The following is a 17,808-nucleotide window of genomic DNA, read 5'->3' on the forward strand; positions in this document are numbered from 1 at the left end:
GCTGTAAGTGCTGGAAACAAGGCGTTTTCTTGAGGACTTTCGAGCACCCGTCTAAGGTTTGGGGGCCATGCGCCTTGGCCTCGCCCTCCTGACAGCCGTGCTGATGGTCCCCCTGGGGGCCGCTGCCTCCGAGGGCATCTACCGCTACGTCGAGAAGGACGGGACGATCGTCTACACGAACGTGCCTCCGGGAGGCGGCAAGAAGGCCAAGAAGCTCAAGGGCACCTTCACCCAGACGCAGGCCCCCGAGGCGCCGGTGCGTGGCCGCGCCAGCGCGCCGCCGGACCTGGAGCCCCACATCGTCACGGCCTCCAAGCGCTACCGGATCCCCGCCTCGCTGGTGCGCGCCATCATGAATGTGGAGAGCAACTTTGACTCGAACGCCGTGTCCCCCAAGGGCGCGTGTGGGCTGATGCAGCTCATGCCCCAGACGGCGACGGAGATGTACGTGAAGGACATCTTCGACGAGAAGGAGAACATCGAAGGGGGAGTGCGCTACCTGCGGGTGCTCGCCAACCAGTTCGAAGGGGACATGGTGAAGATGATCGCCGCGTACAACGCCGGACCGGACGCGGTGCGCAAGGCTGGAGGGAGCGTGCCTCCGTTCGAGGAGACGCAGGAGTACGTGCGCAAGGTCCTCCAGCTCTACTACCACTACAAAGAGCGCGAGCGGCTCGCCCAGAACGAGCGCCGCGAAGCAACCAACGATGGCGACGACGCGAGCGCCGGGGCGGGAGCCGAGCCCCGCTGACGACGAGTTCCTGCAACACCTCTACCGGGGCGGGGAGCTGCTGGCCGCGGGCAAGGTGATCGAGGCCAAGGACTTCCTCGAGCGCGCCCACAAGCTGCAGCCGAAGAACGAGAAGGGACAGAACCTGCTTGGGCTGGCGTACTTCAAGCTGGGGCTGTTCGATCGCGCCGCCGAGCTGTACGAGATGCTGGTGCGCGACAACCCGGTGGACCCCACGCTGCGGGTCAACCTGGGGCTGGTGTACCTGAAGACGAACGCGCTGCAGCGCGCGGTGCGCGAGTTCGAGGTGGCGGTGGATCTGGCCCCGGACCATCAGAAGGCGCACAACTACCTGGGGTTGGCGCTGGCGCAGCAAGGCGAGTACGGCCGGGCGCGCGAGCACTTCCTGCGGGCCGGCAGTGACGCCATGGCGGAGAAGATGGGCCGCGCCATCGCGGGCGAGGGCTTCAGCCGGCCAGCGCCCGTGCAGCCGGCCAAGGCACGGGGCTTCTCGGAGATCGAAGGCGCCGAGGTGGTGCGCGAGCACGGCGGTGTCCCGGTGCCGGAGACGCCTCCGGCCTCGAATGCGGATCTGGAGATCGAGGTGGTGGAGGAGTCGTCCATGGAGCAGGCCGCGCCGGAGCCGCCAGCGCCTCCGTCCGAGCAGGCCGCCGAGGCTCCCGCCGAGCCCGTGGCCATGGCTCCGCGCCCGCCGCCTCCGGCTCCCGCCGAGGATGACTGGGGGGCGCAGTTCGGGTTCGATGAGTCCGGGCACCCTGTCGAGGAGCAGGCTTCGGCCGAGGCTTCGCAGCCAGCGGAGCCCGAGCCCTCGATGGAGGCTCCCGAGGCGCCAGCGTACTTCCCCGAGAGTGAGCTCTCCGGCTCCGAAGGCCCGGTGGTGGCCACCTCGAATGCCTCGGTGCAGGCCTCGTACGTGCCCAGCGCCGAGGAGCAGGCGCCGGAGATTCCCATGGCTGAGATCTCCGAGGCGCCTCCGGCCGCCGAGCCGAGCATGCCCGTGCTATCGGTGGAGGAGGTCTCCGAGGATGGGATGCCGGTGCTGACCGCCGAGCCCGAGAACCCGGAGGACCTGGCCTCCATCGCGCAGCACGAGGAGCCGGCGCAGGAGACGCAGATGTTCGCCGCCCCTGTGGTTTCGCCTGAAGCCGACATTGAGGTCGCCTTCGCCGAAGCCCCCGTTGCTCCGCCGAGCCCTGAGCCCGAGGCCGCGCCGGAGGTGGCTCCCGTCGCGGTGGAAGCGCAGCCGATGGAGCTCCCAGCCGCCAGCACGGCCGAGCCCGGCCCAGTGCCAGTACCCCAGGCCCCTGTCTCGGGGCTCGCTGGAGAGGGATCATGGCGGGGAGGGGGAGTGCCGCTCCTGGGGGAGCTTGCCAGCACGATGGACCTCGGAGGCGCCAGCACCGAGAGCCCGTTCACGGTGGGAGCCAGCGGCTTCTCGGCGCGGGTGGAGGGCGAGTTGCTCACCCGGCTGGATGGGCTGGTGGCCTTCACGGGGCAGATCGCCTTCACGCCGGAGATGAAGCGCTTCCGAGGCCGCACCACGGACAAGCCCTTTGGAGAGGGCTCGGCGCGGGTGGTGCGAGCCACGGGCCGCGGCGTGCTCTTCATCGAGCCGGCCGGGCAGCACACCTTCCAGGCGGTGGACCTGGGCGACGAGTCCGCCTACTTCCGCGACGAGTGCGTGTTCGCCTTCGAGGAGCCGGTGATGTTCGAGAACGGCCGGGTGCCCTCGGAGGTGGCGCCGGACCTGGACCTGGTGCACCTGCGAGGCAACGGGAAGGTGCTGTTGAACCTGGCGGGCCCGCTGCGCTCGGTGCGAGTGACGATGGACGCGCCGGTGACGGTGCCGTTGACGCACCTGGTGGGCTGGCAGGGCAACCTGACGCCCCGAGTCGTCTCCCTGCTGCAGGCGCCGGGAGGTGAAGTCCTCAAGACAGCTGCGGAGCTGAGCGGCGAAGGATTTGCCCTCATCTGCCTCCCAGTCCGCTAGAAGGGGGGCGCATGGACCGAGCCACCAGGAAGAAGCTCAAGCGGGAGGAGCGGGCGAGGCGCCGGGCTGGGCGCAAGCCGAGCGTCCTCGTCCAGGAGTTCTGGAACCTGCCCAACATGCTGACGTTGGGGCGGATCCTGCTGATCCCGATCTTCGTCTGGTTCACGTACGACGCGGATCCGTTCTACTCGCTGATGGCGGGAGTGGTGTTCGCGGTGGCCTCCATCACGGACGTGGTGGACGGGTACCTGGCGCGCAAGTGGAACCTGATCACGGTGGTGGGCAAGTTCATGGACCCGCTGGCCGACAAGCTCATCGTCATGGCGGCGCTGGTGATGATGGTGCGGCTGGGGCGGATTGCGGCGTGGGTGGTGATCGTGCTGCTGGCGCGGGAGCTGATCGTCAGCGGCCTGCGGACCATCGCGGCGAGCGAGGGCATGGTCATCGCGGCGGGGCAGGAGGGCAAGTGGAAGACGAGCTTGCAGTTGGTGGGAGTGATTTCACTCTGTGTCCACTACGTGCACCCGTTGGACTTGGGGTTCCAGGTGGTGACGGTGGACTACAACAAGGTGGGGAAGGTGTTGGTGTACTTGTCGGGAGCGTTCTCGGTGTGGAGCGCGGTGGTGTACTTCCGAGCGTTCCTCGCCATGCTGGCCAGGCGGGGTGGCGGAACGGACGCACAGAACGCTTGACGGGCTTGGAGCAGGTGGGTATATCCGCCCTCGCTTCGACGGCGCGGAGTGCAGCGGCGGCGAGGTGACAGACGCGGGAATAGCTCAGCGGTAGAGCATCGCCTTGCCAAGGCGAGGGTCGAGGGTTCAAATCCCTTTTCCCGCTCCAATTTGAGAAGTCCAAGCGGCCGGAATCCTTCAACAAAGGGTTCCGGCCGCGGGCATTTCAGGCTTCATGTGTCCCGTATGTGTCCCTGGTGGGGCTCGGCGTATCGAGCATGTGCACGGCGTCCCGCTTCACGTCCGGGCTCAGGTGCGCGTAGCGCATCGTCATGTCGATGGTGGCGTGGCCGAGCAGCTCCTGGACGGCCTTGAGCGCCACTCCGCGCATGACGAGGTGGGACGCGAAGCTGTGCCGGAGATCGTGCCACCCGAGCCGCTGGGCGATGCCGTTCATGGAAGATGGAGGGGCATGCGGAGCTTTGTGACCTTCAACGTCGAACGCAGCGGAGAGCAGGCCAGGGCTCGATCTCTCGCATGGGCGCATCAGGAGTGGGCGCTCAGAACCGGCCGCCGCGCCCGTGCCCAGATACTCACCGAGGATGGACTGGTGCACGGCTTTGCAGCCTCCTCTGCTGGAGCGGTTGGCCGTCACACTTCGTCTCTGTGGGATCCAACTCCATCGAGGGCTGGGGTCACCCGTCGATCCCACTCCTCGTACCGCCGCCTGGCTGGCAGGCGGCAAGGAGACGAGAGATGAAAAAGAACGCAGCGGACAAGGATCAGGCGAAGGGGAAGAAACCCTTCTTCGCACGCTTCCTGGAGGCGCAGGAGCTCGAGCAGGCGTCGGGTGGCCTCAGCCTTCAGACCAAGAAGTACCCGTCGGACTCGGACGTGTTCGTCACCCTGAAGTACCCCTCGGATGGGGACGAGGCCGTCACCCTGAAGTACCCCTCGGATGGGGATGACGACGTCTGCAAGTAACGGCCCGTAGCCCTACTGTGGGTCCTTCTTCGTCATGCTCCCCGCACGCGACATCGTCCTGCTCCTCACCCACAGCGGTGACCATTACACGGTCGACCGAGTCGCGCAGGAACTGTCGCGGCGGGGGGCCTGTGCCCTGCGCATCGACACGGATGGCTTCCCGGCCGAGCTGGAGCTGACCACGGAAGTAGCCCCCGAGAGGTCCGCGGTCACGCTCCGTATCGCCGGCCACGAGATTCGTGGGAGCGAGGTTCAGTCCGTGTGGCTGCGTCGGCTGGTGCCCTCCAGGCTCGAGGAGAACCTGGAGCCTTCCTGGCGCGAAGGCTGTCTGCGGGAGTCACGGGCGGCGCTCGACGGCTTTCTCGATGGACTGCGGGCGGCGGGGTGCCGCTTCGTCAACCCGCTCGAAGCCGGGCAGGCCGCCGCCGGTAAGCTGCGCCAGCTTCGCCTGGCTCGCTCGCTGGGACTGGAGGTGCCGCGCACCCTTGTGACCAATGACGCGGCACGAGTGCGCTCCTTCTTCGAACAGCTCCAGGGCCGGATGGTGGCCAAGATGCTGACGCCCTTGAGCCAATCCATGGACGGGGGACAGCCCTTCGTGTTCACGAGCGCGATCGGCCCCGAGCACCTGGAGGATCTCGAAGGGCTGCGCCTCAGCCCCATGGTGTTCCAGGAGCGCATCGACAAGGCCCGCGAGCTACGAGTGGCGATCGTGGGCAGGCGCTGCTTCGTGGGCGCCATGGAGGCTTCGCGCTCCGAGGCGGGCCGGGTGGACTGGAGACAGGCCAGCCCTCGGGAATGTCCCTGGAGGCACGGCGAGCTGCCGGCGGAGGTGGCTCACCGCCTGACACGCCTGGTGGCAGAGCTAGGGCTCGTGTACGGCGCCGCGGATCTCATCGTCACACCGGACGGACGGCACCTCTTCCTCGAGGTGAACCCCGGGGGCGAGTGGGGGATGCTCGAGCGTGAGCTCGGCTTGCCCATCGCCGCGGCTCTGGCCGAGGCACTCCTCGTCGAGGACCGCCCCTCCCGACAGCCCGCTCAGGAGAGCCTATGACCATCCTCATCGTGACCCGCTCCGGCGACAGTGAGGCGCCCGTTGCGGTGACGCGTGCCTTGGAAGCGCGCGGCGAGCGGAGCTACCGGTTCGACACGGATCTGTTCCCCACCGAGCTTCGGCTCGTGCTCGACGAGCGCGGAGGCGGGAGGCTCTCAGGGCCTGCGGGCGTACTCGAACTGGAGGAGATCTCAGCCGTCTGGTACCGCCGCAGCGCGATGGGAGCCCGTATCCCCCGGGAGCTCGAGCCGCAGCTCCGCCAGCCCTCGGTGGAAGAGAGCCGGCGTCTGGTGTTCGGGATGCTGGCGGCGCTCGGGGTCTTCCAACTGGACGCGCTCGAGCAGATCCGGCGCGCGGAGCACAAGCCGCTGCAGCTCGAACTGGCACGCTCCCTGGGACTGGAGGTCCCCCGGACGCTGATGACCAATGATCCGGAGGCCGTGCGCGCCTTCGCTGAGAGCTGTCCCGGTGGCGTGGTGACGAAGATGATGTCTTCGTTCGCCGTCTACGATGAGCGAGGCCATGAGCAGGTGGTGTTCACCACGCCCCTGAGCGCGCGAGACCTGGAGAATCTGGAGGGCTTGGAGCTGTGTCCGATGACCTTCCAGGAACGCCTCGACAAGGCCGTGGAGCTGAGGGTGACGGTGGTCGGAGAGCAGGTGATGGCGGCGGCCATCGACTCGCAGGTGCTCCCGGGCGCGCGCAACGATTGGCGCCGCGAAGGCGTGGCGCTCATTGAAGCGTGGCAGCCGTACACGCTGCCCGAGCACGTCCAACAGGGAGTGCTCGGGCTGATGGAGGCGTTGGGGCTCAACTACGGCGCGTTCGACTTCATCGTCACGCCCGAGGGGCGCCACCTCTTCCTCGAGGTGAACCCCGCGGGCGAGTTCATGTGGCTGATGCGGCACCCGGGCCTGCCCATTGCCGAGGCACTCGCGGACGTGCTCGCGGCACGCACGGCGCGCCGGCGCGGGCTCGTGGGTTAGAAGCGACCGCCCAGGCCCAGCGCGCCGCCATGCGCGGAGACGGTCATCAAGGGCTGGACGCGGGCGAGCGAGGCGTCCAGGGCCGAGACCTCGGAGGAGTGTGACACCTCGTAACCGATGATGGCGCCCACCACGGAGAAGAGGGGGACGACGAAGACCCGGACGTCGTTATTGTAGATAGGCAACGTGGCCACGAATCCCAGGGCCGCCGCGACTCCCATGCCCAGATACGCTCCCAGGAGCGTTCCCCGCCCGCCCGCGAGCGTTCCGCCCGCCCAGACGCCCAGCGGCGCGGCGAGGCTCACCGCCACCAAGAAGCCGTACCCCGCGTAATCCAGACAGGGAAGGAAGGAGTTTGGCGTCGAGAGATGGAATTTGGAGCACAGCGCTTCCCCAACGAAGGCCCCGGGGTAGGCGACCACGATGGAGGTCGCCAGCTCGCCGCCAATCTCCGCCGCCACGCGCAGCACGGGGTTGCTGTGCTGCGCTGGCTCGGTCTTCTCACTTTCCTCCACCAGATGCAGGGCCGCACTCGGGGCCGTGCCCGGCAGGGGCTCGGAACTCGGGGACGTGCTCTCCGCCGCGAGGCCCACTCCCGGAACGAGGAGCAGCAGGGACAGCAGAACGGGCAGCTTCCAGGGGCTCTGTGCAATCGTGTTCGTCATGGCCGGAGCCGGGCTGCAATCCGTGGACCTTGGGACATTCGCTGGGGCGGAGCACTCTTCACTCCGCAGCCATGTGCACAGAGTGTGCAAGCCGTGGCACACCCTTGTGCGCAGGGGACTGCCTGGGGTGAGCCCGGGCGCTACTTCTTGCGCCGCAGGCTGGCCACGTCCTTCTGCACCGCCTTCTGGGCCTCCTGGAGCGCCGCCTTCGGGGTGGAGGCCTTGCGCGTGATGGCGTTCATCGCCGAGGTCATCGGGGACCAGACCATCGTCATCTCCGCCACGTTGGGCATGGGGATCGCGGACTCGGCCTGCGTGCGGAACGCCGCCAGCGTCGCATCCTTCGCGATCTCCGGATCCTGGTAGATCGGCTCGAACGCGGGGTTCTGCCGCCCCACGAGCGCCATGATCTTCGCCCCCTCGGGGCCGGTGAGGTACTTCACGAAGTCGAACGCCGCCTCTTTGTGCTTGGAGGGCGCGGCCACGGCGGCACCTTCCACCGTCATCCACGGCCGCATCGGCTTGCCACCCGCCTCGTCCACCGTGGGCAGCGGGGCCAGCCCGTAGTCGATGGCCGGGGAGATCTCCCCCAGGAACCAGGGGCCCGAGAACACCATGGCCGCCTGCCCCGCGTTGAACAGCGACGTGGTCAGCACCGTGGAGGGCTCGGGCGGGAGGATCCGATCCTTGTCCACCCAGCGCAGCAGCAACTCCATCGCCTTCACGTTCTCGGGCGCATCCAGGCGCGGCGTGGGGCCCGGATCGAACACGCGGCCCCCAAAGGCGTTCATCAACGCCGCGTGGTAGTAGAAATCCGTGTACGGGTAAACGAGGCAGGTCGAGCCCTCGGGCCGCGCCGGCAGCTTCTTGCACGTCGCGAGCAGCTCCCCCGTGGTGCGCGGCGGCTTCGCCACGAGCTTCTTGTTGTAGATGAGGGTGATGACCTTGAAGTTCAAGGGCAGCCCGTAGACGGAGCCGTGGTAGGTCATCGCCTCCATCGTGGTGGGGATGGAGCGCTTCCGAGTGGCGTCATCCAGGAAGAAGTCGAGCGGCTCGAGCATGTTGCCGCTCTCCACCCAGCCCCCAAGCCGGTCCTGCGGAAAGATGAACACGTCCGGCCCCAGGCCCCGCGGGACAACGGTGCTGATCTTGTCCGTGAAGGCATCCGAGGGAATGGCGCGCAGGGTGACCTTCACGCCCGTGCTGGCCTTGGCCGCATTGTAGGCCTCGACCACCTTCTCCAGCCCCGCGCGCTCGGCGGCCCGGTAGCCGTGCCAGACCTGGACTTCGGTTTGCGCCCAGGTCTGGAGTGGAACCGCCAGCAACAGCAGGAGCAGGGGGAGGGGGCCGTGTCTCATTCGAGAGACAGCTTACTCCAGCGCCATGCCCCGCGCGGCGGCCTGCTTCGTGGCCGACTCGATGATGGCCTTGTCGAGCGTGTCGCCACCCTCGGCCGCGGCGGCCTTCTGCTTCTCCGTGACGTACTTCTCGCGCTCGGCCTGGAGCTTCTGGATGCGGCCCTGGATGTCCGCGCGCTCCTTCGCCTTCGCGTCGACGATCGCCTGGCGCTCCTGGGCGTCCTTGCCCTTCAGCTCCGCCGGCAGCTCATCCTCCTTCATCGCGTCGAGCTTCACCGCGCCCTTCTTCGTCCCGTCCACCAGATCCCACCCCGAGTTGTCATAGAGGCGGCTCGCCTTGGACACCGCGCGCGTGGTGGCGCTGCCCGCGAACGCCGCGGCGTTGCTGTCCTGGGCCTCCTGCCGCTGCTTGGCCGCCGCGCCCTGGCTCCCGTAGCCCAGATACGTCTTGTTCAGCTCGCGGCCCAGCTTGGCGATCTCGTCGTCCTGCGGCGCGGCGACGTACGCCACGGCGCGGTTCTGATCGATGTTCAGCGACTGGCCCTGGGCCAGCTTCGCGGCCGCCGCCCACCCCGGGCTGTCACCCTCGTTCGCCGCGCCGCAGTAGATGGTGTTCACCGTGATGCCGTGCTCCTTCGCGTCGGCGATGGCGCTCGCGTAGGAGACCGGCCCCTGGGTGAAGGGCTCGTTGCCCGCGATGTAGATGAGCTTCAAGTCCCCCGGGGCCTTGCTCCACTCCAGGTTGCGCGTGGCCCGCTGGATGACCATGCCGCAGTACTCGTCCCCACCGTTGGTCTTCAGCGCGAACAGCTCCTCGGACACCTTGTCGAGATCCGTGGTGAAGGGGACGATCTGGCGCATGTACCCGCCCTCGGCCGACAGCGTGCTCTTGCCGTACTCGTAGAGGGCGATCTCCAGGTGCGCCAGCTGCGTGCCCCGGCGCGCCTTCTGGAAGGTGTTCACCACGGTCCACATCTGGCGCTTGGCCTGATCAATGAGCCCGTCCATGCTGCTGCTGGTGTCGAGCAGCAGCGCGATCTGCACCCGGGGAGCGCTGTGCGCGGCATCGAGCGCGGCCGGTGAGGCGGCCGGGACCGCGGGCTTCTCCTGCGCGGGCTGGGCCTGCTGGGGAGCCACGGGACCGTTGGCGAGCGCCACGGCAGGAAGGGTGAGCAGGCCGAGGCCAAGAGCGAGCGGCTTGAGCATGGTGCGTCTCCGGTGTGAGGAAGGCTGTCGGCTCGCGAGTGGATGCGGCCGGGCTCTCCCTCAAACGGGCCTCGCTCAAAAAAGGTCTACGCAGCGAGGCGAGCGCCACGGGCCCGGAAGGCAATGGGGGTTATCCCCAGTGCATTCAGGAGGAACGGGTGGTAGTGGCCTCCGGGAGCCCTCTTTTCAAGCCCTTGGCGCCCCTCGGCAGGCCTATCCCACATGGGAATCCGCGAACTGTGATGTTCCTATCATCCGAAGCCTTTAGATTTCTTAATCTTTCAGTCTTGACTGAAGGAACCGAAGAAACTATTCATTCTGCGCGTTCTGAAGGTCCTGACGCGGAGGCTGACGTGGAGGACGGTGACAAGGACGGGCTTTTCCTCACGCCCGAGGACCATCGGTTCATCGAGGCGCTGGGGCTGCACTTCGAGAACGAGGCCGGGTTCCCGCGCATCGGCGGGCGCATGCTGGGGCTGTTGATGTTGGCCTCCAGGCCCTTGGCGCTCGGGATGATCGCGGAGCTGCTCAAGGTGAGCCTCGCCTCGGTGTCGACCAACATCCGGCACTTCCACTCCAAGGGGCTGGTGGAGGAGATCGGCGTGCCGGGGGATCGCCGTCACTATTACGTCTTCAGCGACTCGGCCTGGGAGCACCAGTTCGAGGAGGCCATCAAGGGCATCACGAACCTGCTGCAGATCATGCGCACCCGCATGGAGCGCCTCGACGCGGACGAGGGCGCACGCCAGCAGCGCTTCCACTCCACCTGCGAGTTCTTCGATTTCTTCCTCGGGATGGTCAAGGCCGGGCGCGAGCGCTGGCGCAACCGCGGCGAAGCGCCGCAGCCAGCCGACACCACCCCCGAGCCCTCCCGTTCCCACTCCTGATCTCTTCCTTTTCTTCCAAGGACCCTCTCACATGACTCCACGTTCCCTGACCCGTCTCCTCCTGCTCGGCGCGCTGGCCTCCGCCGCGGGGCTGGGCTGCTCCGAAGGTCACGCCACCAAGGGCGAGAAGGCGCAGCTCCCCGCTGGCGCGAGCGCCGGCAACGGACAGCCCACGCTCGGTGTCCGTGCGACGCCTCCGCTCGACAGGCTGCAGGGGGACGTCACCCGCGTGACGGGGCAGATCCGCGCCAAGCTGGAGGCCACCCTCAGCGCCCCAGCCACGGGCACCATCGACAAGCTCCTGGTGAACGTGGGTGACAAGGTGAAGAAGGGCGCGCCGCTGATGGTGCTGGACACCTCCAACCTGCTCATCGCCGTGGATCAGGCGTCGGCCGCGCGGGAGATGGCGAAGGCGGCGCTGGACAGCGCCAACATCGAGCTGGAGCGCACCAAGAAGCTCCTCGAGGGTGGCAGCGCGGCGCAGGCCATCTTCGACAAGGTCCAGGCCGGACAGCGCCAGGCCGCCGCGGCCTACGCCCAGGCGGATGCCGCCACGCGCGCCGCTCAGGAGATGCTGCACGATCAGACGCTGCGCGCTCCCTTCGACGGCGTGGTGACGGCCCGGATGAAGAACCTCGGGGACACGGTGTCGCTGGTGCCGGCCACTCCCATCTTCATGCTCACCAACGTGGAGGAGCTGGAGGTGCGCCTGCCGGTGCCCGAGTCCATGGCCGGGGCGCTCAAGCCGGGCATGAAGGTCGGCGGCAAGGTCATCCCCGGCAACACCGCCTTCGAGGCCACCGTGCGCACGGTGGGCGCGGTGGTGGATCCCAACAGCCGCACCGTGGAGGTGCTGGCGGACGTGGCGAACAAGCCCGAGGTCCTGCTGCGTCCGGGCTCGCTGGCGGAGATGGACTTCTCGCGCAGCGAGTCGCTGGCCGGCCTCTTCGTGCCGTCCCAGGCGCTGCTGAAGGATGACAAGGGCAGCTACGTGTGGGTCGTGGAAGACGGGCGCCTGGCGCGCCGGGATGTGCAGGCGCTCCCTGTGACTCCGCGCTTCGCGCAGGTGCGCGGCGGGCTGCAGCCCCAGGACAAGGTCGTGGTGGAGGGTGCCACGGCCTTGCGTGAGGGGTTGGCCGTGAGCGTGGTGCAGTAACTCCTAGGACTGAACGGGTATACCGCCATGGATCCCATCAAGACATTCATTCATCAGCCCATCTTCACCGCCATGCTCGTGCTGGCGGTGGTGGTGTTCGGCGTCTTCGCCTACCCGAAGATCGGCGTCGATCAGTTCCCGGACGTGGACTTCCCCGTCGTCACCGTCACCACCGTGCTGCCCGGCGCGGACCCGGAGACGGTGGAGAACAACGTCAGCCAGCCGCTCGAGGAGGGGCTCAACACGCTCAGCGGCGTGGAGACGCTGCGCTCGGTGAACGTGGAGAGCGTGTCGCAGATCATCGTCCAGTTCTCGCTCGACAAGAACGTGAACATCGCGGCCCAGGATGTGCGCGATCGCGTCCAGGCCACGCTGTCCAAGCTCCCCAAGGAGGCCAACGCTCCCGTGGTGGAGAAGTTTGACATCGGCGCCGCCCCCATCCTGACCCTGGCCGTCAACGGCCCGCTGCCCATCCAGGAGATCACCCGGCTCTCCAAGGACGTGGTGAAGCCCGCGCTCCAGCGCAAGCAGGGCGTGGGTGGCATTGATCTGGTGGGTGGCCAGGAGCGCGAGATCCAGGTGGTGGTGGATCCGGGCCTGCTGCGCACCTACGGCGTGTCCATCTCGGACGTGACGCAGGCGCTGCGCGCGCAGAGCGTGGACATCCCCGGTGGCCGCACCTCCGAGCCCGGCGCCGAGCGCGTGGTGAAGCTCGAGGGCGAGGCCCGCAGCGTGGACGCGCTGCGCAACCTGATCATCGCCAGCCCCGCGGGCGCGCCGGTGCGCATCCGGGACGTGGCCAACGTGGTGGACGGGCCCCAGGAGGCCCGCTCGGCGGCGACCTTCAACGGCCAGCACGCCGTGGCGCTGGTGGTGCGCAAGCAGTCCGGCTCCAACACCGTGCAGGTGGCCCATGACGTGATGGAGTCCCTGTCGGAGATCACCGCGCTGCTGCCCAAGGGCGTGAAGGTGGAGACGGTGACGGACGGCTCCAAGTTCATCCGCTCGTCGATCTCGGCGGTGCAGGAGGACATGCTGCTGGGCGGCATCCTCGCCGTGGTCATCGTGCTGGTGTTCCTGCGCAACTGGCGCTCCACGCTGGTGTCCGCGGTGGCGCTGCCTACGTCGGTGATTGGCACCTTCGCGGTGATGCAGGCCCTGCACTTCACCTTCAACGTCGTCACCATGCTGGCGTTGACGCTGTCCATCGGCCTGCTCATCGACGACGCCATCGTGGTGATCGAGAACATCATCCGGCACATGGAGGAGGGGGCCACCCCGTTCAAGGCGGCCTACGAGGGCACCAAGGAGATCGCCCTGGCGGTGCTCGCGGTGACGCTCTCCATCGTGGCGGTGTTCATCCCCGTGGCCTTCATGGAAGGGATGATGGGCAAGTTCTTCTACCAGTTCGGCGTCACGGTGGCGGTGGCGGTGGGCATCTCGTACTTCGTGTCGATGACGCTCACGCCCATGCTCTCCAGCCGCCTGCTCAAGCACCACGGCGAGCCGGGGATCATCTCCCGGGGGATCGAGGGCGTGCTGACGGGCATCGAGAACGTCTACCGGCGCGCGCTGCGCTGGATGCTGGATCACCGGGCCATCACCATGGCCACGGCGGTGGGCGTGCTCTTCCTCACGCTGTTCCTGGCGCGCTTCATCAACTTCACCTTCATCCCCGCCCAGGACATGAGCATGGCGAAGGTGACGGTGGAGATGCCGGTGGGCACGCCGCTGGAGCGGACCCAGCAGGAGCTGGGCAACGTCCGCGCGCAGCTCGAGAAGCTGCCGGGCGTGGCCAGCGTCTACACCTCCGCGGGTGGCGGCGTGCAGGAGGAGGTCCACAAGGGCGAGCTGATGGTCAACCTGGTGCCGCTGGCCCAGCGCGCGTATGGACAGCAGGACTTCAAGCAGTACGTGCGCCAGAACATCGTGCGCAGCGCGGGCGTGAACCTCAACGCCCAGGACTACTCGGCCGTGAGCGGTGGTGGCGCCCGGGCCCAGCCCGTGCAGTTCAACATCCGTGGCGACAACTGGAAGGAAGTCATCGCCGCGGCGGAGAAGACGAAGGCGGCCATGAAGCAGCAGCCAGGCTTCGTGGACGTGGATCTCTCCTATCGCTCCGGCAAGCCGCAGCTCTCCGTGGACATCGATCGCGAGCGCGCCGCCAGCGTCGGCGTGCCCGCGGCCATGCTCGGCACCATGCTGCGCTCCTTCCTCGGCGGCGACGCCGTCATCCAGTACCGCGAGGGCGGTGACACCTTCGACGTGAAGGTGAAGCTGCCTCCCGAGGTGCTGGCGGATCCCGACCAGGTGGGCGCCCTCACGGTGCGCACGCCCATGGGGCAGCTCGTGGAGCTGCGCAGCGTGGCGGACATCCGCCCGGACGAGGGCCCTTCGCAGATCGATCGGCAGGCGCAGAAGCGCCAGATCACCGTGCTCGCGGAGCTGCGCAACTACAGCCTCGGCGAGGCGATCGGGTTCCTCAACGGCTTCGCCAAGAAGGAGCTGCCGCCCACCGTCACCACCGACTTCGAGGGACAGGGCAAGGAGCTGGCCAAGGCGGGCCTCGCGTTCGTGATGGCGCTCTTCCTGGGCATCATCCTGGTCTACATGATCCTGGCGGCCCAGTTCGGCAGCCTGCTGGATCCGATCACGATCATGATGTCGCTGCCCTTCGCGGTGATTGGCGCGCTGGGAGGCCTGCTCATCTCGAATCAGTACATGTCCATGTTCGCGATGATCGGGATCATCATGCTCATGGGCCTGGTGACGAAGAACGGCATCCTCCTGGTGGACTTCACCAACCAGCTCCGGGCCCAGGGCAAGAGCACTCGCGACGCGCTGCTGGAGGCGGGCCCCATCCGCCTGCGGCCCATCCTGATGACGACCATCGCGATGATCGCCGGCATGATTCCAGTGGCGATGGCTCGTGGCGACGGCGCCGAGACTCGCGTGCCCATGGCCATCGCCATCATCGGTGGCCTCACCACCTCCACGCTGCTGACGCTGGGCGTGGTGCCCGTCTTCTACTCGCTGGTGGATGGTCTGCGGCGCCGCGTGGTGGGTCAGCGCCCGGCCGACACCGAGGCGCCAGCCGCCGAGCTGCACCACAAGGCCGACGCCGCCTGATTCACGGCGCGGGGGACACGCCAACGTCCTCCGCGCCCTGAGCCACTCGTGGTCTCCGACCCGCACGGGAGAGGTGCACCTGCTCCCGCCCTCGCAGTTTTCACCCAACAGAGCGAACCATCTTATGTGCTTCCCCCTGCAATCCCTCGCCGTGAGCCTCGCGCTGCCTAGGAGGGTGTCATGAACCCCCTTGCCCTCGTTGCCCTCGTCGCCCTGGCCGCCGAGCCCGGCGCCGCACCTCGGACGCTGACGTTCCAGGACATGCTCGTTCACATGGAGTCCCAGAACCTGGAGCTCCAGGCGGCTCGCGCGCGGCTGTCCCAGGCGCAGGAGTTGACCTCCAAGGCCTGGAGCGGCTACCTGCCGCAGATCTCCGCGGGTGGCTTCTTCACGCGCAACAACATCGGGGCGGAGATCACGTTGCCCACGGGCTACGTGATCCGGGACGTCGGGCAGCCGACGAGCCAGCCCGATCCGAACGTGCCGGGCGCTCCCACCAACCTCTCGATCGTCCCTTCTGGGCTGATCACCGCTCCCATCCAGAAGCTCAACCAGATCGGCGCCCAGGTGCAGCTCAACCAGGCGCTGTTCGCCCCGGCCTTGTGCATGGCCATCAAGAGCGCGCGGATCGCCGAGGACGTGGCGTCCCTCAGCACCGAGGCCGTGCGCCGGGAGATCCTCTTCGGCGCCGCGCAGCTCTATTTCGCCGCGGCGGGGCTCAAGCAGGCGGTGTCCGTGCAGGAGCGGCTGCTGGATGTGTTCACCGCCCGAGAGAAGGACGCGCAGCTGAGCTTCGATGCTGGCGCCCAGCCCAAGATCGCGCTGCTGCGCGCCCAGATCGACAAGACGCGCACCGAGCAGGATCTGGTGCGCGCGCGCAACGCCTACCAGAGCACCATCCAGGCGCTGGCCACGCTGTTGAACGAGCCGGCGGACTTCAATGTGGAGGTGCCCGCCGAGCCCGTGCTGCCCGCGGGCATCGAGGAGCTGGAGAAGGCGATGCTGAAGCGGCCGGATGTGGTGGCGGCGCAGCGGACCATCGAGCTGGCGGAGACGGGACGCAGCCAGGTGAAGTGGAGCTACGCGCCCTCGCTGGGGCTGTCCGCCATCTACCGGTGGGCCAACGTGACCGGCTTTACCGGCTCGAACACGAGCTGGGCCATCACCCTGGGGCTGCAGTGGGTGCTGTGGGACGGTGGCCTGCGGGAAGCGCAGCTGCGCGAGAGCAACGCCAAGATCGCCGAGGCGAAGGCCAACGCGGGTGTCGCGGAGAACCGGGCTCGGGATGAGGTCCGCCGGGGGTTGCTGGATCTGGCCAGCGCGCGCGCCAACCGCATCAAGGCCGAGCAGCAGCTTCAGCTGGCGCGTGAGAGCCAGCGGCTGGTGGACGTGAGCTTCAAGGCGGGCACCACCACCTATCTGGAGGTGACGGACGCCAACACGTCGCTCGCCACGGCCGAGATGGGGTTCGTCGGCGAGACGCTCAATGCCTCGCTGGCTGCGCTGCGCGTGATCAAGGCCGCAGGGCTGTTCGCTCCTCCGGCTCAGGGGCAGCAGCAGTAGGTTTAGAGAAAGCCTCCATCTAGAGAAGAGGGGGAGGCTGGAGGCTTCATATTTGAGGGGGGGAAGCCTCCATCTTGACCCGCTGAAGGCAATGCCGGATTCGGTGTGTTCCAGATGGCGTCAAAAGTGGGGGAAGATCCCGGCACCCCAGAGAACTCTGTGGTGCCTCCATCAAGTAGTGTTGGCGCGGGAGAACCCATCGGTTGGCCGTCAATGACGCGCCGAAGGATGCGACCGTCGGTGCTGATGGCGTATTTCACGCCCGAATCCGCCGCAGGATAATGGCTGCCACAGTACGACGGTTTTTCGTAGATGTAGACAAAGATCACATTCCCCTGGCGGATGGCTCGGTAGGATTGCGCCTCTTGTCTGTTCCTGCAGGGTATATTGGCGTTGCCGGATGGTAGGAAGTCGTTGGTTGCAATCGTCAAAGCTCGCAGCATCTCTCCGTCCAGGTCATAGGTCTGTCCTGGTAGGCCAACTGCCACAGCCTCATGCTCGAAGAACTGTGGGAAGGCAATAGACCGATCATCCTCTAGCGGAGCTTGAGGAGGGCATGTGCCTCGCATGCATCCGGAAAGGAGCATGGCGAGCGCGAATTGGAAAGTCTTCCTCATGGCTCATCCTGGAGAAGGTCGAGGACCATTTATCACCTCATGATCGTGAACTGCGTGGGGCTCTCCCAGATAACGATGCCTGTCTTCGTGCCTTTCCAATGACCTTCTGATTGGGTCCACCGCAGCAGCTCTCTGGTGGCAGGTATGTACTGATAGAACCCATCGCATGTGGGCTTCTCGCCATCTCGCGCATTCGAGAAGAACGCAATGACGGCGAAGGGGACTTTCTGGTTCTTTGTGTCCACAACCAGTTCATGGGCATTGGCCATTTCAACAGCCAGATTGATGTCTCGGTCAGAGAGTTCGCCCGCGAAGGGGTGGTTGTGTAGATAGAATATGTATTTGATGCTGTTGGGAGAGTAGGCGGGATCGTCCACGCTAGGAGGGAGCTTGCAGGTGGCCGTCATGTTGAGATCGTCTCCTGGTTCTTCCAGGTTGGAGATCATGCTTAGCTTGTATTTATGATCTGGGGTGTAATAGAGCCAATCGCAATATTCAGTTGCGAAGCGCAGCGCGGTCTTCAGGTCTTGCCTGTCGGGGTTCGAGTTGTTGCCCAGCAGGTGGAGCATGGTTGCGTTAGGCTTCGTGAGAATCCGCGGGCAAGCCGCCTCAAGTGCGTCCGCAAAAGAGTCAAACGGTCCGAAGTTTTTTAAGGGTCCTGGTATTCTGTCGCCCAACTCTTCTCCAGGCCTGGGCCGCCAGATATCGGGGTCGATAGGTTTGGGCGCTGCGCATGTCAGGTTGCACAGAAGCACTACGAAGAACAAATGCTTCATCTGAGCCACTCA

The 17,808-nt window shown here is 66.8% G+C and carries 16 protein-coding genes and 1 tRNA gene; 11 read left to right on the top strand and 6 right to left on the bottom strand.

All coding sequences use genetic code 11. The annotated features are described in order from the left end of the window. Window positions 1-67 precede the first annotated feature (67 nt). The 4 genes from ACJ8AT_RS37525 (at window position 68) to ACJ8AT_RS37540 (ending at window position 3,581) form a co-directional block, all read left to right on the top strand. Window positions 68-751, top strand: a complete 684-nt coding sequence (locus ACJ8AT_RS37525) for a lytic transglycosylase domain-containing protein (protein WP_407742787.1) — start codon at window positions 68-70, stop codon at window positions 749-751. Beyond that, window positions 708-2,741, top strand: a complete 2,034-nt coding sequence (locus tag ACJ8AT_RS37530; protein WP_407742788.1) for a tetratricopeptide repeat protein — start codon at window positions 708-710, stop codon at window positions 2,739-2,741. Before ACJ8AT_RS37525 ends, ACJ8AT_RS37530 begins: the two co-directional genes overlap by 44 nt. An 11-nt stretch (window positions 2,742-2,752) precedes the next feature. Beyond that, complete coding sequence (gene pgsA, locus ACJ8AT_RS37535) at window positions 2,753-3,433, top strand: CDP-diacylglycerol--glycerol-3-phosphate 3-phosphatidyltransferase (protein WP_407742789.1); 681 nt, start codon at window positions 2,753-2,755, stop codon at window positions 3,431-3,433. A 73-nt stretch (window positions 3,434-3,506) separates the two neighbouring features. Continuing rightward, window positions 3,507-3,581, top strand: a tRNA-Gly gene (locus ACJ8AT_RS37540). A 57-nt stretch (window positions 3,582-3,638) separates the two neighbouring features. Here ACJ8AT_RS37540 and ACJ8AT_RS37545 read toward each other — a convergent pair. Continuing rightward, window positions 3,639-3,869 (bottom strand): tyrosine-type recombinase/integrase, encoded by a 231-nt coding sequence (locus ACJ8AT_RS37545; RefSeq protein WP_407742790.1) that lies wholly within the window; start codon window positions 3,867-3,869, stop codon window positions 3,639-3,641. A 299-nt stretch (window positions 3,870-4,168) separates the two neighbouring features. Here ACJ8AT_RS37545 and ACJ8AT_RS37550 point away from each other — a divergent pair, with 299 nt between their 5' ends. Genes ACJ8AT_RS37550 through ACJ8AT_RS37560 form a run of 3 tightly spaced genes read left to right on the top strand, consistent with a single transcriptional unit; the run spans window position 4,169 to window position 6,439 of the window. Further along, window positions 4,169-4,396 (top strand): microviridin/marinostatin family tricyclic proteinase inhibitor, encoded by a 228-nt coding sequence (locus ACJ8AT_RS37550; RefSeq protein WP_407742791.1) that lies wholly within the window; start codon window positions 4,169-4,171, stop codon window positions 4,394-4,396. A 34-nt stretch (window positions 4,397-4,430) separates the two neighbouring features. Continuing rightward, the gene (locus ACJ8AT_RS37555) at window positions 4,431-5,453 is read left to right on the top strand and encodes an MvdC/MvdD family ATP grasp protein (RefSeq protein WP_407742792.1); all 1,023 of its coding nucleotides are present in this window, start codon (window positions 4,431-4,433) and stop codon (window positions 5,451-5,453) included. After that, entirely contained in the window at window positions 5,450-6,439 is a 990-nt protein-coding gene (locus ACJ8AT_RS37560) for an MvdC/MvdD family ATP grasp protein (RefSeq protein WP_407742793.1), read from the top strand. The genes ACJ8AT_RS37555 and ACJ8AT_RS37560 overlap by 4 nt, the downstream gene beginning before the upstream one ends. Here ACJ8AT_RS37560 and ACJ8AT_RS37565 read toward each other — a convergent pair. The 3 genes from ACJ8AT_RS37565 to ACJ8AT_RS37575 form a co-directional block, all read right to left on the bottom strand. After that, entirely contained in the window at window positions 6,436-7,104 is a 669-nt protein-coding gene (locus ACJ8AT_RS37565) for a hypothetical protein (RefSeq protein ID WP_407742794.1), read from the bottom strand. The two genes, ACJ8AT_RS37560 and ACJ8AT_RS37565, sit on opposite strands and share 4 nt — an antisense overlap. A 140-nt stretch (window positions 7,105-7,244) precedes the next feature. After that, window positions 7,245-8,462, bottom strand: a complete 1,218-nt coding sequence (locus ACJ8AT_RS37570; RefSeq protein WP_407742795.1) for an extracellular solute-binding protein — start codon at window positions 8,460-8,462, stop codon at window positions 7,245-7,247. A gap of 12 nt (window positions 8,463-8,474) precedes the next feature. Continuing rightward, entirely contained in the window at window positions 8,475-9,668 is a 1,194-nt protein-coding gene (locus ACJ8AT_RS37575; RefSeq protein ID WP_407742796.1) for a vWA domain-containing protein, read from the bottom strand. 353 nt (window positions 9,669-10,021) lie between these two features. On the opposite strand from ACJ8AT_RS37575, the gene ACJ8AT_RS37580 reads away from it, so the two are divergent. The 4 genes from ACJ8AT_RS37580 to ACJ8AT_RS37595 all read left to right on the top strand — a co-directional run bounded on the left by ACJ8AT_RS37580 (window position 10,022) and on the right by ACJ8AT_RS37595 (window position 16,403). Further along, window positions 10,022-10,555 carry a GbsR/MarR family transcriptional regulator gene (locus ACJ8AT_RS37580; protein WP_407742797.1) on the top strand — a complete coding sequence of 178 codons (534 nt, stop codon included), beginning with the start codon at window positions 10,022-10,024 and terminating at the stop codon, window positions 10,553-10,555. Window positions 10,556-10,586: 31 nt separating this feature from the next. Beyond that, on the top strand, window positions 10,587-11,711 hold the full coding sequence (locus ACJ8AT_RS37585; protein WP_407742798.1) for an efflux RND transporter periplasmic adaptor subunit: 1,125 nt from the start codon (window positions 10,587-10,589) through the stop codon (window positions 11,709-11,711). Window positions 11,712-11,738: 27 nt separating this feature from the next. Further along, window positions 11,739-14,840: an efflux RND transporter permease subunit gene (locus ACJ8AT_RS37590; RefSeq protein WP_407742799.1), complete on the top strand. Its 3,102-nt coding sequence runs from the start codon at window positions 11,739-11,741 to the stop codon at window positions 14,838-14,840. Window positions 14,841-15,020: 180 nt separating this feature from the next. Beyond that, a complete protein-coding gene (locus ACJ8AT_RS37595) occupies window positions 15,021-16,403 on the top strand; it encodes a TolC family protein (protein ID WP_407742800.1) in 1,383 nt (460 codons plus the stop codon). Window positions 16,404-16,405: 2 nt separating this feature from the next. On the opposite strand, the gene ACJ8AT_RS37600 is transcribed toward ACJ8AT_RS37595, so the two are convergent. Both ACJ8AT_RS37600 and ACJ8AT_RS37605 read right to left on the bottom strand, forming a co-directional pair. Beyond that, entirely contained in the window at window positions 16,406-17,020 is a 615-nt protein-coding gene (locus tag ACJ8AT_RS37600; protein ID WP_407742801.1) for a hypothetical protein, read from the bottom strand. A gap of 32 nt (window positions 17,021-17,052) precedes the next feature. After that, the gene (locus tag ACJ8AT_RS37605) at window positions 17,053-17,796 is read right to left on the bottom strand and encodes a hypothetical protein (protein ID WP_407742802.1); all 744 of its coding nucleotides are present in this window, start codon (window positions 17,794-17,796) and stop codon (window positions 17,053-17,055) included. Window positions 17,797-17,808: the final 12 nt, after the last annotated feature.

It is taken from the genome of Hyalangium sp., assembly GCF_045802625.1.
Classification (GTDB): Bacteria; Myxococcota; Myxococcia; order Myxococcales; family Myxococcaceae; genus Hyalangium.

Bases quoted from the DNA above. Each gene is read 5' to 3' on its own strand.
- ACJ8AT_RS37525 (WP_407742787.1), top strand. From the start codon at position 68: ATGCGCCTTGGCCTCGCCCTCCTGACAGCCGTGCTGATGGTCCCCCTG.
- ACJ8AT_RS37530 (WP_407742788.1), top strand. From the start codon at position 708: ATGGCGACGACGCGAGCGCCGGGGCGGGAGCCGAGCCCCGCTGACGAC.
- pgsA (WP_407742789.1), top strand. From the start codon at position 2,753: ATGGACCGAGCCACCAGGAAGAAGCTCAAGCGGGAGGAGCGGGCGAGG.
- ACJ8AT_RS37545 (WP_407742790.1), bottom strand. From the start codon at position 3,869: ATGAACGGCATCGCCCAGCGGCTCGGGTGGCACGATCTCCGGCACAGC.
- ACJ8AT_RS37550 (WP_407742791.1), top strand. From the start codon at position 4,169: ATGAAAAAGAACGCAGCGGACAAGGATCAGGCGAAGGGGAAGAAACCC.
- ACJ8AT_RS37555 (WP_407742792.1), top strand. From the start codon at position 4,431: ATGCTCCCCGCACGCGACATCGTCCTGCTCCTCACCCACAGCGGTGAC.
- ACJ8AT_RS37560 (WP_407742793.1), top strand. From the start codon at position 5,450: ATGACCATCCTCATCGTGACCCGCTCCGGCGACAGTGAGGCGCCCGTT.
- ACJ8AT_RS37565 (WP_407742794.1), bottom strand. From the start codon at position 7,104: ATGACGAACACGATTGCACAGAGCCCCTGGAAGCTGCCCGTTCTGCTG.
- ACJ8AT_RS37570 (WP_407742795.1), bottom strand. From the start codon at position 8,462: ATGAGACACGGCCCCCTCCCCCTGCTCCTGCTGTTGCTGGCGGTTCCA.
- ACJ8AT_RS37575 (WP_407742796.1), bottom strand. From the start codon at position 9,668: ATGCTCAAGCCGCTCGCTCTTGGCCTCGGCCTGCTCACCCTTCCTGCC.
- ACJ8AT_RS37585 (WP_407742798.1), top strand. From the start codon at position 10,587: ATGACTCCACGTTCCCTGACCCGTCTCCTCCTGCTCGGCGCGCTGGCC.
- ACJ8AT_RS37590 (WP_407742799.1), top strand. From the start codon at position 11,739: ATGGATCCCATCAAGACATTCATTCATCAGCCCATCTTCACCGCCATG.
- ACJ8AT_RS37595 (WP_407742800.1), top strand. From the start codon at position 15,021: ATGAACCCCCTTGCCCTCGTTGCCCTCGTCGCCCTGGCCGCCGAGCCC.
- ACJ8AT_RS37600 (WP_407742801.1), bottom strand. From the start codon at position 17,020: ATGAGGAAGACTTTCCAATTCGCGCTCGCCATGCTCCTTTCCGGATGC.
- ACJ8AT_RS37605 (WP_407742802.1), bottom strand. From the start codon at position 17,796: ATGAAGCATTTGTTCTTCGTAGTGCTTCTGTGCAACCTGACATGCGCA.